The 14,149-nt window shown below is 67.3% G+C and carries 15 protein-coding genes; 12 read left to right on the forward strand and 3 right to left on the reverse strand.

The annotated features are described in order from the left end of the window. The first annotated feature begins 11 nt into the window (after nucleotides 1-11). From A5752_RS15715 to A5752_RS15755, 9 genes are read left to right on the forward strand one after another with little or no spacing between them, the layout of a single operon-like run. Nucleotides 12-959 (forward strand): SDR family NAD(P)-dependent oxidoreductase, encoded by a 948-nt coding sequence (locus tag A5752_RS15715; protein WP_067087306.1) that lies wholly within the window; start codon nucleotides 12-14, stop codon nucleotides 957-959. Beyond that, the gene (locus A5752_RS15720) at nucleotides 952-2,172 is read left to right on the forward strand and encodes a CaiB/BaiF CoA transferase family protein (protein WP_067087429.1); all 1,221 of its coding nucleotides are present in this window, start codon (nucleotides 952-954) and stop codon (nucleotides 2,170-2,172) included. Before A5752_RS15715 ends, A5752_RS15720 begins: the two co-directional genes overlap by 8 nt. Nucleotides 2,173-2,174: 2 nt before the next feature. Continuing rightward, nucleotides 2,175-3,326, forward strand: a complete 1,152-nt coding sequence (locus A5752_RS15725) for an acyl-CoA dehydrogenase family protein (protein WP_067087308.1) — start codon at nucleotides 2,175-2,177, stop codon at nucleotides 3,324-3,326. Nucleotides 3,327-3,331: 5 nt separating this feature from the next. Beyond that, nucleotides 3,332-4,249, forward strand: a complete 918-nt coding sequence (locus tag A5752_RS15730; protein WP_067087432.1) for an acyl-CoA dehydrogenase family protein — start codon at nucleotides 3,332-3,334, stop codon at nucleotides 4,247-4,249. Next, the gene (locus A5752_RS15735; protein WP_067087310.1) at nucleotides 4,246-5,172 is read left to right on the forward strand and encodes a Gfo/Idh/MocA family protein; all 927 of its coding nucleotides are present in this window, start codon (nucleotides 4,246-4,248) and stop codon (nucleotides 5,170-5,172) included. Before A5752_RS15730 ends, A5752_RS15735 begins: the two co-directional genes overlap by 4 nt. Beyond that, entirely contained in the window at nucleotides 5,169-6,335 is a 1,167-nt protein-coding gene (locus A5752_RS15740; RefSeq protein WP_067087311.1) for an acyl-CoA dehydrogenase family protein, read from the forward strand. Before A5752_RS15735 ends, A5752_RS15740 begins: the two co-directional genes overlap by 4 nt. Further along, entirely contained in the window at nucleotides 6,335-7,288 is a 954-nt protein-coding gene (locus A5752_RS15745) for an acyl-CoA dehydrogenase family protein (RefSeq protein ID WP_067087312.1), read from the forward strand. The genes A5752_RS15740 and A5752_RS15745 overlap by 1 nt, the downstream gene beginning before the upstream one ends. Nucleotides 7,289-7,307: 19 nt before the next feature. Further along, a complete protein-coding gene (locus tag A5752_RS15750) occupies nucleotides 7,308-9,023 on the forward strand; it encodes a thiamine pyrophosphate-binding protein (protein WP_067087314.1) in 1,716 nt (571 codons plus the stop codon). A gap of 27 nt (nucleotides 9,024-9,050) precedes the next feature. Next, the gene (locus A5752_RS15755; RefSeq protein ID WP_067087317.1) at nucleotides 9,051-10,487 is read left to right on the forward strand and encodes an aldehyde dehydrogenase family protein; all 1,437 of its coding nucleotides are present in this window, start codon (nucleotides 9,051-9,053) and stop codon (nucleotides 10,485-10,487) included. Here the strand turns inward: A5752_RS15755 and A5752_RS15760 are convergent. Next, a complete protein-coding gene (locus A5752_RS15760; protein ID WP_197500640.1) occupies nucleotides 10,484-10,804 on the reverse strand; it encodes a DUF1330 domain-containing protein in 321 nt (106 codons plus the stop codon). The two genes, A5752_RS15755 and A5752_RS15760, sit on opposite strands and share 4 nt — an antisense overlap. Nucleotides 10,805-10,808: 4 nt before the next feature. Here A5752_RS15760 and A5752_RS15765 point away from each other — a divergent pair, with 4 nt between their 5' ends. Together A5752_RS15765 and A5752_RS15770 are read left to right on the forward strand one after the other, a co-directional pair. Next, a complete protein-coding gene (locus A5752_RS15765) occupies nucleotides 10,809-11,711 on the forward strand; it encodes an amidohydrolase family protein (protein WP_067087320.1) in 903 nt (300 codons plus the stop codon). A gap of 138 nt (nucleotides 11,712-11,849) precedes the next feature. Beyond that, complete coding sequence (locus A5752_RS15770) at nucleotides 11,850-12,623, forward strand: VOC family protein (protein WP_067087322.1); 774 nt, start codon at nucleotides 11,850-11,852, stop codon at nucleotides 12,621-12,623. A gap of 7 nt (nucleotides 12,624-12,630) precedes the next feature. On the opposite strand, the gene A5752_RS15775 is transcribed toward A5752_RS15770, so the two are convergent. Continuing rightward, nucleotides 12,631-13,209, reverse strand: a complete 579-nt coding sequence (locus tag A5752_RS15775; RefSeq protein ID WP_067087325.1) for an SDR family oxidoreductase — start codon at nucleotides 13,207-13,209, stop codon at nucleotides 12,631-12,633. A 117-nt stretch (nucleotides 13,210-13,326) separates the two neighbouring features. On the opposite strand from A5752_RS15775, the gene A5752_RS15780 reads away from it, so the two are divergent. Then, on the forward strand, nucleotides 13,327-13,692 hold the full coding sequence (locus A5752_RS15780; RefSeq protein ID WP_082963913.1) for an RNA-binding S4 domain-containing protein: 366 nt from the start codon (nucleotides 13,327-13,329) through the stop codon (nucleotides 13,690-13,692). A 3-nt stretch (nucleotides 13,693-13,695) separates the two neighbouring features. Here A5752_RS15780 and A5752_RS15785 read toward each other — a convergent pair whose 3' ends face one another. Further along, nucleotides 13,696-14,142: a cupin domain-containing protein gene (locus tag A5752_RS15785; RefSeq protein ID WP_067087330.1), complete on the reverse strand. Its 447-nt coding sequence runs from the start codon at nucleotides 14,140-14,142 to the stop codon at nucleotides 13,696-13,698. Nucleotides 14,143-14,149 lie beyond the last annotated feature (7 nt).

Here is a 14,149-nt window from a genome sequence, read left to right on the forward strand (position 1 = left end):
GCTCTCGACGGATGGGTGAGTCGCGCTTCGACGGCCGGGTAGCGGTCGTCACCGGCGGCGGCAGGGGTCTGGGCCGCTCATACGCCATGCTCCTCGCGGAGCGCGGCGCCAAGGTCGTCGTGAACGATCCGGGCGGCAGCCTGGCCGGCGACGATTACGATCCTGTTCATCCGCCGTCCGAAGCACCCGGTCCCGCCGAAGAAGTCGCGCGGAAGATCACCGCCGCCGGCGGACAGGCCGTGGCGAACACCGACTCCGTGGCCACCCCGGCCGGGGGCAAGGCGATCGTCGACGCCGCCCTCGAGCACTACGGACGCATCGACGTCCTGATCCACAACGCCGGCATCGTCCGCCGTGCCCCTCTGGTCGAGATGACGTACGAGGACTTCGAAGCGGTGCTCGATGTCCACCTGCGCGGTGCGTTTCACGTTGTGCGCCCGGCGTTTCCGTCGATGTGCGACGCCGGGTACGGCCGCATCGTGCTGACATCGTCGATCGGCGGCCTGTACGGCAATCACGAGGTCGCCAACTACGCGGTCGCAAAGGCCGGCGTCGTCGGGCTGTCCAACGTGGCGGCGATGGAAGGCGCCGCCCACGGGGTGAAGAGCAACGTGATCGTGCCCGCCGCGGTGACCCGGATGGCCGCGGGTATCGACACGTCCGCCTACCCGCCGATGGGCGCCGAACTGGTCGCCCCCGCGGTGGGATGGCTGGCACACGAATCCTGTTCGATCACCGGCGAAGTGCTGATCGCGTTGGCCGGCCGGATCGCCAGGGCCGTGATCGCGGAGACGCCAGGGGTCTACCGGCCGTCGTGGTCGATCGAGGAGGTCGGCGCGCACATCGCAGAGATCCGTGACATCGCCGAACCCGTCGTGTTCCCGGTGGTCCCCGATGGGCACGGCGACCACATCAGGTACAGCTTCGCAATGGCGCAGAAAGATGGTGTCCATGCCTAGCGGGCCGCTGGCCGGCGTGCGTGTCGTCGACCTCACCGCGATGGTGATGGGGCCGTACTGCACACAGATCATGGCGGACATGGGTGCCGACGTGATCAAAGTGGAGCCACCTCAAGGCGATAACACCCGCTTCATCTCCGTCGGTCCCGAATCGGGGATGAGCGGGGTGTTCGTCAACGTCAACCGCGGTAAGCGCAGCGTCGTGCTCGACCTGCAGACCGAGCGTGGAAAAGCCGCGATGCGGGCATTGATCGAACGGGCCGACGTGTTCATCCATTCCATGCGGGCCAAGGCGGTCGCCAAGCTGGGCTTCGGCTACGACGACGTCGCCGCCATCAATCCGGCGATCGTCTACACCAATTGCTACGGCTACGGCCGGCGCGGGCCCGACCGGGACCGGCCCGCCTACGACGACACCATCCAGGCCGAAGCCGGATTGCCGGCGGTACAACAACAATTGACCGGTGAGGCCGACTTCGTCGGCACGATCATGGCCGACAAGGTGGCCGGCCTGACCGCCCTCTACGCGACGACGATGGCGCTGTTCCATCGTGAGCGCACCGGGGAGGGACAAGAGGTCGAGGTCGCCATGTTCGAGACGATGGCCTCCTTCATGCTGGTCGAACATGCCAACGGCGCCATGTTCGACCCCCCGCTGGGCCCCGCCGTGTACCCGCGGACGGTGGCGCCGAACCGCAGGCCGTACCGCACCAGCGATGGGTACATCGCCGCACTGATCTACAACGACAAGCATTGGAACGCGTTCATCAACGCGGTGAGTCCGGCGTGGAACAACGAGTCGTACGCCACCCTCGAACAACGGGCGCACAACATCGATGCGGTGTACGGCCTGCTGGCCCAGACGATGACGGAGCGCACCACCGCCGAATGGCTGGAGTTGTTCCGAGAACTCGAAATTCCGGCTGCCGCTCTCAACACTCCCGATGCCCTGTTCGAGAACGAACACCTCAACGCGGTCGGACTCTTCGAGACCGTCGAGACCGCCAACGGACCCGTTCGCTTTCCCGGAGTACCGACGTGGTTCTCCCGCACCCCGGGCAAGGTGGCAGGACCGGCGCCGACGCTGGGCGCCGACACCGATGACGTGCTCGCCGAACTCGGCCTCGTCGACTCCGCCGAGCCCGCAATTCCTGTCGAAAACGGGGCCGAACTCGTCAAGAACCGTGGCGTCGGCGCCTCGGAGCTGGGGTGAACATGGATTTCGAGATGGGACAGAGGGCCGCGGAACTGCGCGGCGACCTGCGCGCTCTGGTCAAAGAGCATGTGACGCAGGACTATCTCGGGGCCTTCACCGACGACCCCGATGACCTCGAGATCGCCCAACGGTTCTGCCGCACGCTCGCCGAACGCGAACTGCTGTGCCTGGCATGGCCCAAGGAGTTCGGCGGTGGCGGGGCGTCGGTGTGGGAGCAGACGGTGGTCCGCGAGGAAATGTGGGCACACCACGAACCGCGCGGCGCGCAGTACATGGGCGTCAACTGGGTCGGCCCGATCATCATGCGGCACGGCACCGAAGAGCAGCAGCGCAAACACCTTCCGCCGATCGCGCGCGGTGAAGTGATCTGGTGTCAGGGTTTCTCCGAACCCGAGGCCGGATCCGACCTCGCCTCATTGCGCACCGCCGCCCGGCGCGATGGTGACGGCTGGCTGGTCAGCGGGCAGAAGATCTGGACTTCGTACGCCACCATGGCGCAGTGGTGCTTCCTGCTTGCTCGGACCACTCGGGGCGAGAAGAAGCAGCAGGGTTTGACGATCTTCCTTGTGCCCATGGACGATCCGGCCATCCAGGTGCGCCCGATCCGGTGCATGATGGGCCCGCACCACCTCAACGAGGTGTTCTTCGACGACCTGCGCGTCACCGAGGCCGATGTGCTCGGGACGGTCGACCAGGGCTGGACCGTGGTGCAGGACGTGATGGCCTTCGAGCGTGTCGGCATCGCCCGTTATGCGCGTTGCGAACGGTTGCTCGCCGCAGCGCCGGCGGTTCTCGGCGACCGGTGGGATGATCTGCCCGCCGAACTGCGCGGGCGATGGATCCGGATGTTGACGCACTGTCGGCGGGCCCGCCTGATGGCCTACCGGGTGGTGTCGCTGCAAAGCAGCGGCCGCATCCAACCGGGTGACGCCGCGGCATATCGGATCGCGGTCACCAAACTGGACCAGGACAGCGCTGAAGTCCTGATGGATATCGCAGCCGAGGTGTCGCACGACGATCCGAAGGCCTCGTGGTTCCTCGGCGAGGTCGAGGACCACTGGAAGTACTCCCAGGCCTCGACCGTCTCGTCGGGCAGCATCGAGATGCAGCGAATCCTTCTGTCGCGGGCTCTGTTGGCGGCGGCGAAATGAGCGAGATGATCCTGGACCTGTCCGACGACGCGAAAGAGTACGGCCGCGAAGCGCTTCGGGCATTCGAGGCCGCGGGCGGAGACCAGCTCGTCCAGCAGGCCGAGGCCAAACCCGAGGCGCGCGAGTCGTTGGTCGGTCCCAGCCTCGCGGGGATCGGCGCCTGGGAACTCGATGCGCGCAACGACGCCGACGGCCTGGAGGCAGCAGCCGCGCTCTGCCGCAGCGCCGGATACTGGGCCCTGCCCTATCCGGTCGCCGAACGGCTGGCCGCCCCGACAGATCTCGACACCGACGGACTGATCGTGGTATCGGGTACTCGACCCGCGGGCGCGGTGGCCGGGCTCGAAAATCGTTGGACGACGGTGACTCTCGACGGCGCGCGCGGCACGGTGACCGACGTCGGACCCGCCGGCCCGGGCTTCGTCTCCGAATTGCAGACGGCCGCCGTCGACGGGCAGGGCGCCTCCGACGTCGCGCTCGGGTTGGTGCTGCCCTGCTGGACGCTGCTCGGCATGCTGGACCGGGCGATCGAGCTGACGGTCGCCCACGTCAGCCTGCGTAAGCAGTTCGGCCAGACGCTCTCGTCGTTTCAGGGTGTGCAATTCCAGCTGACCGACGCCGAGGTCGAGCGCAACGGACTCGATATCCTCGCCAAGTACGCGCTGTGGAGCATCGCCACCGCGCGCCCCGAAGCGCTCACCGACGCTCTGGCCCTGCGGATGTCGGCGCTCGAGGCCGCCGAAGTCGTGTTCCGCGTGTGCCATCAGCTGCACGGCGCGGTCGGCTTCTGCGACGAGACCACGCTGTCGTGGCTGTCGCGTTACAGCCAACCGCTGCGCCGGCTGCCGCTCGGGTTGTCCGCGACACGCGACGCGCTGACGAGCGCGGCGGGACGCGCAGGGCTGACGGGGTTGTACGCATGAAAGTCGCGGTGATCGGCGCCGGGTTCGGCAGGCACGCCGCGGCACCCGCATACGCCGGGCTCGGCTTCGATGTCGAGGTCGTCAGCCCGCGCGACGAGGCCGCGGTCAAGGCCGCGCTGGCCTCGGACGTCGACCTGGTCTCGGTGCACTCACCTCCGTTCCTGCACCTCGAGCACGTCACCGGCGCGATCGAACACGGGCATGCGGTGTTGTGCGACAAACCGTTCGGGCGCAACGCCGACGAGGCGGCGCTGATGCGCGACAGGGCCCGCGACGCCGGCGTGCCACACTTCCTCAACTTCGAGTTTCGGTTCAACGAATCGTGGACCCGGCTCAAGGAACTGGCCACTGACGGGACGATCGGCACACCCAAACATCTGCAGTGGACGTTCTACGGAAGCGGTCTGCGCGGCCGTAAGTTCGGCTGGATCAACGACCGCGACCTCGGCGGCGGATGGATCGGCGCCTACGGCTCCCATCTGATCGACTTCACCCGGTGGCTTTTCGACAGCGAGATCACCGACTGCGGCGGAATCACCCGCATCGACGGATCGCCCGAGTCGGCCACCGCAGAAGACGCGTATGCGGCGTGGTTCGCAATGGCGAACGGCTGCACGGCCACTCACGACACCGGCTTCGCCGCGGCCGTACCGTCGGCCCCGTCGGTCACGCTGCTCGGCAGCGACGGCACCGTCGAGCTGGCAGCCGACACGACGCTCGTGGTGCGCCGTGCAGGTGTCGACCCCGAGACCGTCGAGTTCGCTCCACCGCCGCGGCGCTCACCGCCGCCCGCGCTGTCGACGTTCTTCGGTCACGTCGCCGACGCCTTGCGCACCGGCACACAGATCACCCCGTCCTTCGACGACGGTCTGGCCGTCGCACGCGCCATGGACCTCCTGCGCGCCAGGGCGGTTCGCCTGTGAGCGCGGACCTCGAGCAGTTTCGGCACCACGTGCGGCAGTGGTGCGTCGAACACATTCCCCCCGACTGGCGCCAGACCCAGACCGGTGCGAGCGACGAAGGCTTCGTGGCCTTCCAAAAAGCCTGGTTCGCCGAACTGCACGGCGCGGGTTTCGCCGTCCCGCACTGGCCCGCCGAATGGGGCGGCGGCATGTCCGTGGCCGAACAGGTGGTGCTGTACCAGGAACTGGCCGCCCACGATGCCCCGCGACTGGTGCTCGCGTTCGTCGGCATCCACCACGCCGCCTCGACGCTGTTGGTCGCGGGCACCGACGAGCAGCGGCGACGACACCTGCCCGCGATCCTCGACGGCGAGATCTGGGTGCAGGGATTCTCCGAACCCGAGGCCGGGTCCGACCTGGCGAGCCTGCGCACCACCGCCCGCAAGGAAGGCGACTCGTACATCGTCAACGGCCAGAAGTTGTGGGCGAGCGGCGGCAAGCACGCCGACTGGTGCCTGCTGCTGGCCCGCACTGACCCGGATGCTCCGAAACGCAAGGGCATTTCATATTTCCTGCTCGACATGACCACCCCGGGCGTCGAGGTCCGGCCGATTCGCAATGCGATCGGCGACTCCCACTTCTGCGAGATCTTCCTCAACGACGTGTCGATTCCCGCCGCCAACTTGATCGGTGCGGAGAACGACGGCTGGCGCGTCGCACAGGCCACCCTCGGCGCCGAGCGCGGCATGACGATGCTGGAACTCGCCGAGCGGCTGGGCAACGCGGGCTTCCGCTGGCTGGTCCAGAGTGCGCCGGTAAACGACCCGATAGTCGCGGACCGGCTGGCTCAGTTCGAGACCGAGATCAGCGGGCTGCGCGGACTGTGCCGAAAGCTGGTCGAGGACAACGAGAGCGGGACCGCCGGCCCCGCCGACGCGTCGATCGTCAAGCTGTTCTACAGCGAACTACTGCAGCGCATGACCGACTTCGGCGCCGAAATCGGCGGGCTCACCGCCCACACCGAGTTGGCCAAGCCCATGTCGAGCGGGTGGGAGTCGGGCGCCTGGGTGCTCGACTTCATCGGGTCGTGGGAGTGGACGATTCCCGGCGGCGCAAGCGAGATCCAGCGCACCATCATCGGCGAGCGCGGGCTCGGGCTGCCTCGAGAACCGAGTGCCGTCTGATGGCCGACTTCACCGAGTTCCACGACGAACTGCGCTCCGTCGCGGGCGATCTGCTCGCGAAGGACCGCAGCGTCGAGTGGTCCACGCTGGTGGACGCCGGCTGGGTCGGGCTCGAGGTGCCCGAGCAGTTCGGCGGAGCGGGTGCGTCGTTCGCCGAAGCCGCGGTGGTCTGCGAGGAAATTGGCCGTGCCGCCAGCGCGACCAGCTTCCTCGGCAGCGCGGTTCTCGCGGTTGGAGCGCTGAACGCGGTACAGCCCAGCACAACCCGCGACGAAATGCTGGCCGACATCGCCAGCGGCGTGACCAGGGCCGCCGTCGCACTGGAACCGCATGACTTCGTGCCCGACGCCGAGGGCGCCGATCGAATCCTGCTCGTGACGGACCGCGGCGTCGCGGTGACGGGGCAAGGGGCCACACCGCGGCCAGTAGTCGACGAGACGCGCCGACTCGCCGCCGTCGAGACCGACGCCGAAGTCATCGACACCCTCCCGTTCGCCGGTGATCCCGCGGTCGCCGTGCAACGGTTACAGGATCGGGCCGCCGTGGCGATCGCCTGCGACAGCCTCGGGTTGAGCGGAGCCATGCTCGCCGCGACCGTCGGATACGTGAAGGTGCGTCAGCAATTCGGCAGGGCCATAGGCTCGTTTCAGGCCGTCAAACACGCCTGCGCCGATATGCAGGTCGGCATCGCGGTGTCCCGCCAACTCGTCGGTGCCGCTGTCCGGGCCGTCACCGAAGAATCCCCAGACGCCGGGGCTGCTGTCGCCATGGCCAAGTCCCACGCCTGCTCCACCGCCGTCGACATCGCGGGCAAGGCCATGCAACTGCACGGCGGCATCGGATACACGTGGGAGAGCGGCATCCACGTCTACCTGAAGCGCGCAACCCTCAACCGCTCACTGTTCGGCTCCCCGGCCGAACACCGCAAACGACTGACACAACGCTATCTATAGACAAGGCAAGGAGTTCCCCGTGGGAGTACCCGTATACAAGCGCATCCTCGACCTCTTCGAGGCCGAGGGCGTCAACACGCTGTTCGGCATACCCGACCCGAACTTCGTGCACATGTTCACCGAGGCCCATGCCCGTGGATGGTCGGTCGTCGCACCGCACCACGAGCTGAGCGCCGGGTTCATGGCCGAGGCGGCGTCGCGCATGACCGGCGCACCGGGTCTGTGCATCGGCACCCTCGGGCCCGGCATGGCCAACATCGCGGGCGCGATTCAGTGTGCGTTGGTGGAGAACTCGCCCGTCATCTTCCTCGGCGGCCAGCGCGCCCGCATCACCGAACGCCGGGTCCGGCGCGGCCGCATCCAATTCGTCCAGCAGGAGGAGCTTTTCGCGCCGTCGGTCAAGTACAGCAGCTCGATCGAATACGCCGACCAGACCGACGAGATCATCCGCGAAGCGATCCGCCAGTCCATGTCGGGCACACCGGGCCCCAGCTACATCGAATATCCGTCGCACGTGATCCTCGAAGAACTCGACGTGCCGGATCCGTTGCCGCCACACCGGTATCGGCTCGTCGATCAGACCGCTGGCGAACGTGAGGTCGCCGAAGCCGTCGCGCTGATCAAGGCGGCGGAGAACCCGATCCTGTTGGTGGGCCACGCCGTTCACACCTCGCGGACCCAGGAGCAGGTCAGGGAGCTCGCCGAGCTGATGGCCTGCCCGGTGATCCAGACATCGGGCGGCACGTCGTTCATCCCCGGCCTTCAGGACCGCACCTTCCCCTACCTGTTCTCACCGGCGGCCAACGAGGCCGTCGAGAAATCCGATCTGTGCCTGGCGCTGGGCACCGAGCTCGGCGAACCCATGCACTACGGCCGCACCCAACACTGGGCCGACGGCGATGCGAATCGCAAATGGATTCTCGTGGAACAGGATCCGACCGCCATCGGGGTCAACCGGCCGATCGACGTGCCGCTGGTCGGCGACCTTCGCGGGGTGGTTCCGCAGCTCGTCGAGGCACTGCGCGACAATCCGCGGAAACCGTCGGCAGATCTCGATGCCCTGATCAAGGCCGACGCCGCCGAGATTGCGCGCGTAGCCGAGGAGGCGCCCAGCGGTCGCGCGCCGATCCACCCGGCCCGCTACGTCGTCGAGGCCACCAAGGCGTTCGACGAATGCACCGAGGACGGCATCCTGGTGCGCGACGGCGGCGCCACGGTGATCTTCCAGTGGACGTACTCGCAGACCAAACCGCGGGACGTGATCTGGAACCAGAACTTCGGCCACCTCGGCACCGGGCTGCCGTACGCCGTCGGCGCCTCGGTCGCGGAGGGACGCAAACGCCCGGTCATGCTGCTCACCAGCGACAGCGCGTTCCTGTTCCACATCGCCGAACTCGAGACCGCGGCGCGTGAGAACCTGCCGCTGGTCTGCGTCGTCGGCGTCGACCACCAGTGGGGCCTTGAGGTCGGCGTCTACAAGCGCACGTTCGAGCAGCCGTCACCGCAACCCGGCGTGCACTGGAGCAAGGACGTCCGGCTCGACAAGGTCGCCGAGGGCTTCGGGTGCCACGGCGAGTACGTCGAGAAGGACGACGAGATCGGCCCGGCGATCAAGCGGGCGTTCGCGAGCGGTAAGACGGCCGTCGTCCACGTCTGCATCGACCCGAAGGCCAATTCCGAGGAGATGCCGAAGTACGACCGATTCCGCACCTGGTATGCAGAAGGCACCCAGTAGGCCGGCCATCTAGGGAAGAGTGAGAGCATGCGCGAATATCTGAAGTTCTACATCGACGGTCAGTGGGTCGATCCGATCCGGCCCAACACCCTCGAGGTTGACAACCCGACCACTGAACAGGTTTCCGGCAAGATCGCGATCGGTTCGTCGGCCGACGTCGACGTGGCGGTGCAGGCCGCCCGGCGGGCGTTCGCCACCTGGTCGCAGTCCAGCCGCGACGAGCGGCTCGACCTGCTGCAGGCGATCATGGGCGAATATCAGAAGCGCGCGGGCGACCTCGCCGACGCGGTGAACGAGGAGATGGGTGCGCCCGCCTCGCTCGCGGCCGGACCCCAGGTCAACCTCGGGCTAGGCCATCTCGCGACGGCGATCGAGGTGCTGAAGAACTTCGAGTTCGAGGAGCAGCACGGCGCCACGCTGGTGGTCAAGGAGCCGATCGGGGTGTGCGGGCTGATCACGCCGTGGAACTGGCCGATCAACCAGATCGCCTGCAAGGTGTTCCCCGCGTTGGCCACGGGTTGCACGATGGTGCTCAAACCGTCGGAGGTCGCACCGTACTCGGGTCAGATCTTCACCGAGATCCTCGATGCGGCAGGCGTTCCCGCCGGCGTCTACAACCTGGTGTTCGGGGACGGTCCGGGTGTCGGTGCGGCACTGTCGGCGCATCCCGACATCGACATGGTGTCGTTCACCGGGTCGACGCGCGCCGGTGTCGACGTCGCGAAGAACGCCGCGTTGACGGTCAAGCGGGTCACCCAGGAACTCGGCGGCAAGAGCCCGAACATCGTGCTCGACGACGATGACTTCGCCAAAAGCGTCACCGCGGGTGTCTCGGTGATGATGATGAACAGCGGCCAGAGCTGTAACGCGCCGTCGCGCATGCTGGTGCCGAACTCACGCATGGACGAGGCGATCGCGATCGCCCGTGAGGTGGCGGGTGCGGTCAAGGTCGGCGATCCCGACGACAAGACCGCGATCGGCCCGGTCGCGTCCAAGGCGCAGTTCGACAAGATCCAGGGTCTGATCCAGAAGGGCATCGACGAGGGCGCGACCGTCGCCATCGGCGGTACCGGACGGCCGGACGGGCTGGACAAGGGCTACTACGTCAGGCCGACGGTGTTCGCCAACGTCACCAACGACATGACGATCGCCCGCGAGGAGATCTTCGGCCCGGTGCTGTGCATCCTCGGCTATGACGACCTCGACCAGGCGCTCGAGATCGCCAACGACACGGAATACGGTCTGGCTGGCTATGTTTCGGGTGCCGACCTGGAGAAGGCACGCGCGGTCGCGCGGCGAATCCGGGCCGGATCGGTCGCCATCAACCACGGCTTCGACATGGCCGCGCCCTTCGGTGGGTACAAGCGCAGCGGCAACGGTCGCGAATGGGGACACTTCGCGTTCGACGAGTTCCTGGAGATCAAGGCCGCTCTGGGCTACGCGCCGGAGGCCGCAGCCGGCTAGGGCTTGAGCAGCGGTCGCAGGTCGTCCAGGCGGTCGAACAGGTGCCAGACGTACGACGACGACCCGTTCTCTCGGTGCGCGTGGAGGTCGGCGAGTTCGGGGTCGTTGCAGTAGCCGTCGAACGCGTCCTTTGAGTCCCACTCGACGAGGATCAGCACCTTGCGGGGCTCGATGTCGCCGAGCACGGCCTCGCGGAACTGGCCCAGCGCGACGACGCGACCGCCGTGTTTGGCGACCTCGGCGGGGGATCGCCTCGAATAAGCGAGGTACTCCTCGCGGTCGGCGACGTCGAACAGGTTCAGCGCATATATGGTCACGTAGGTGACGGTACGCGGCGAGAAGTACGAATACGGCATCGATTTCGCGAGCATCGCAGCGGTCGACATCCACACCCACGTCGAGATCGACGGCCACGGCCACAAGGCGTACGTCGACGAGCTCGTCGAAGCGACCGAGAAGTACTTCAAGATGCCGCCCGGCGCGATGGCGGGTGTCGACGCGATCGCCGACCTGTACCGGCGGCACAACACGGCCGCGGTGGTGTTCACGATCGACGCGCGGACCGCGATGCGGCACACACCGAACTCGATCGAGGATCTCGTCGCGGGCGCAGCGCGCAACAACGACGTGCTGATCCCGTTCGGCAGCGTCGACCCCTGGCACGAGCGCCGTGCGGTGCACCGGGTCCACGAACTCGTCCGCGACTACGGGGTCAAGGGCTTCAAGTTCCATCCGAGCATGCAGGCGTTCGAGCCCAACGATCGTCGCTTCTACCCGATCTACGAGGCGATCACCGAGGCCGGGCTGCCCGCGTTGTTCCACACCGGCCAGACCGGGATGGGGTCGGGACTACCGGGCGGGCACCGCATCAAGTTGCGCTATTCCGATCCGATGCTGCTCGACGACGTCGCCGCCGACTTCCCGGACCTGACGATCGTGATGGCCCATCCCGCGGTGCCGTGGGTCGACTCGCAGATCGCGATCGCCACTCATAAGGCCAACGTGTACATCGACCTGTCCGGCTGGAGCCCGAAGTACTTCCCGCCGCAGCTCGTTCGCGCGATGAGCAGGCAGCTGCGGACGAAGGTGTTGTTCGGCACGGACTTCCCGTACATCCAGATCGACCGGTGGCGCAGCGACTTCGACACCCTCGACGTCGATCCGGCGGTGCAGTCGTTGGTCTACAAGGAGAACGCGCTGCGGGTCCTCGGCGTCACCCCTTGACCGGGAGCAGACGCAAAACTGTCCCTTTTCGCGGCATTTTGGGCAGCTTTGCGTCTGCTCGCCGAAGATGGCGATTGAGTTTTCGAGACGACGGCGGTCTGCACCGGTGACTGACCACTCACCGCGAAGGAGACCGCCGTGCCCGTCCGCAATTCCGCCCCTGTGGGCGCTCCGATCTGGATCGACCTGGCGTCCTCGGACGTCGAACGCTCGCAAGCCTTCTACGCTGAGGTCTTCGGCTGGAAGTTCGAGTCGGCGGGCCCCGAGTTCGGCGGCTACGTCACCGCGTCCAAGGACGGCAGGCCGATCGCCGGCCTGATGCCAAATGATCCGCAGTGGAACAGCCCCGACGGCTGGACCACCTACTTCCACACCACCGACGCCAAGGCCACGCTCGATGCCGCGATCGCCTTGGGCGCGACCACCTGCGGAGCGCCCGTCATGGAGATCCAGGACAAGGGTTGGATGGGAATGCTGTCCGACCCCAGCGGAGCGTTCGTCGGGCTGTGGCAGCCGGGCGGGCACCGCGGATTCGAGATCGTCAACGAACACGGCGCGCCGGTGTACTTCCAGTGGACCGGCCGCGACTACGCCAGCACCCAACGGTTCTATCGCGAGCTGTTCGGCTGGCAGGTCGACACGGTATCCGACACCGACGAATTCCGGTACAGCACAGCGAGCTTCGGCGGCGAGGCGCTGCTGGGCCTGATGGACGGCAGCGCGTTCCTGCCCGCGGAACAGCCGTCGAACTGGAATTTCTTCCTCGGCGCCGACGACGTCGACAAGACCGTGCAGCTGGTACTCGACAACGGCGGCAGCGTTATCCGCGACGCCGAGGACACGCCCTACGGGCGGCTGGCCGCGGTGGCTGATTGCACCGGCGCGGCCTTCAACCTGAGCTCGCTGCAGTAAGCGAGTGTCAGGCGGTCATCAAGTAGTCGGTCCTGCCGACGAACACGATGCTCGCCGGGTTCGCCGTGGTGGCCGCTTCGACGACGGCGTCGGCAAATGTCATGTGGCTCATGTCGCCGGACACCACCGTGAGCTGGACGCCGGCCTGGCGGAACTCCGAACGCCTTGTCAGCAGGGCGGTTTCGCCAGCCCGCATGCTCGCCGCGACGGCGGTATAGCCCTTGGGCACCGCCTTGTCGGGGAAGAAGTGGGCCTGGTGGCTGGTGACGAACACGATCCGGCCGCCGACCGGCATCAACGGGAGCGCCGCCAGCGCGAGGCGCCGTTGGGCATCGCGGTTCAGGCGCATCGCGCACTCGGGATCCGCCCCGGTGTCGAGCACATCCGACGAGTTGAGGATCAAGGTGTCCAACCGGCCGAAGCGGGATGCGATGCCCTCGATCACCTCCGCGGATTCGACCTCGTCGGAGACGTCGCGTGTCACCACGACGTGGGTGTCCACGCTGCCGAGCTGGCGCGCGACCCGTGCGCCGAGCCCCCTCGAGCCGCCGGTGACCAGAACGATGCGTTCGGGATCGTGATCCATGTCGGGCTCCTTCCGTCGCTGAGCGCCCGCGTGGACTCACCGTACACCTCTTTCTAAGAAAAATAAGGCAGAAATAAGGTCACAATAAGGTTGCCGTGGAGGGTTCATGATGGTGACGTGGAGTCGACCCGCGTAGACAGGTGGTTGTGGTCGGTCCGGCTGGCCAAGACCAGGCCGGATGCCGCAGAGGCGTGTCGCGGTGGGCACGTCCGGGTCAACGGTCGACCCGCCAAGCCGGCGACCATGGTGTCGCCCGGCGACGAGGTCCGGGCTCGAATCGGGCAGACCACCCGCGTCGTCGAGGTGCTGCGGGTGATTCAGAAGCGGGTGGGCGCAGCGGACGCGTCGACGTGTTACCTCGACCGGACGCCGAAGCCGGCGGTCAGCGAGACGATGCAGTTCGCGGCCCGCGACCGCGGTGCGGGGCGGCCGACCAAGCGGGACCGCCGGATGCTGGAACGGCTGCGCGCGGGCCTGCGATGACGATCAGCCGGTAGGGGGCGCGAGTTCGAAGTCGGCGAAATCGAAGCCCGGCACCACCACGCAGCTGACGAGGCTCGGCTCGTCGTCGCGGGGGCGGGCGCGCTGCCAGTGGCCCGGCGGCACGACGAACTGGGGCTGCTCACCGGCGAGGATGTCGGTGCCCAGTAGATGGGCTGCGGCACGGTCCTGCTCGGGTCCGACCTCGAGCAGCAGCGGGCTGCCCGCGTGAAACAACCACAGTTCCGCACTGCGCACGGTGTGCCACGCCGACTGCTGGCCCGGCATCAACAGAAAGAGGATCGCGGTGCCCGCACTGCGCGGGCCGGTATAGGCCGGCGGCAGCGCGGACTGCGGCACCGTCAGGTCGCTGCGCCACGTCTCCCTGTACCAGCCGCCCTCCGGGTGGGGGGACAGGTCGAGGCGTTGTGCCCAGTCCGGAAGATCGGCCATTCCAGTA

This window comes from Mycobacterium sp. 852002-51961_SCH5331710 (assembly GCF_001665535.1).
Classification (GTDB): domain Bacteria; phylum Actinomycetota; class Actinomycetes; order Mycobacteriales; family Mycobacteriaceae; genus Mycobacterium.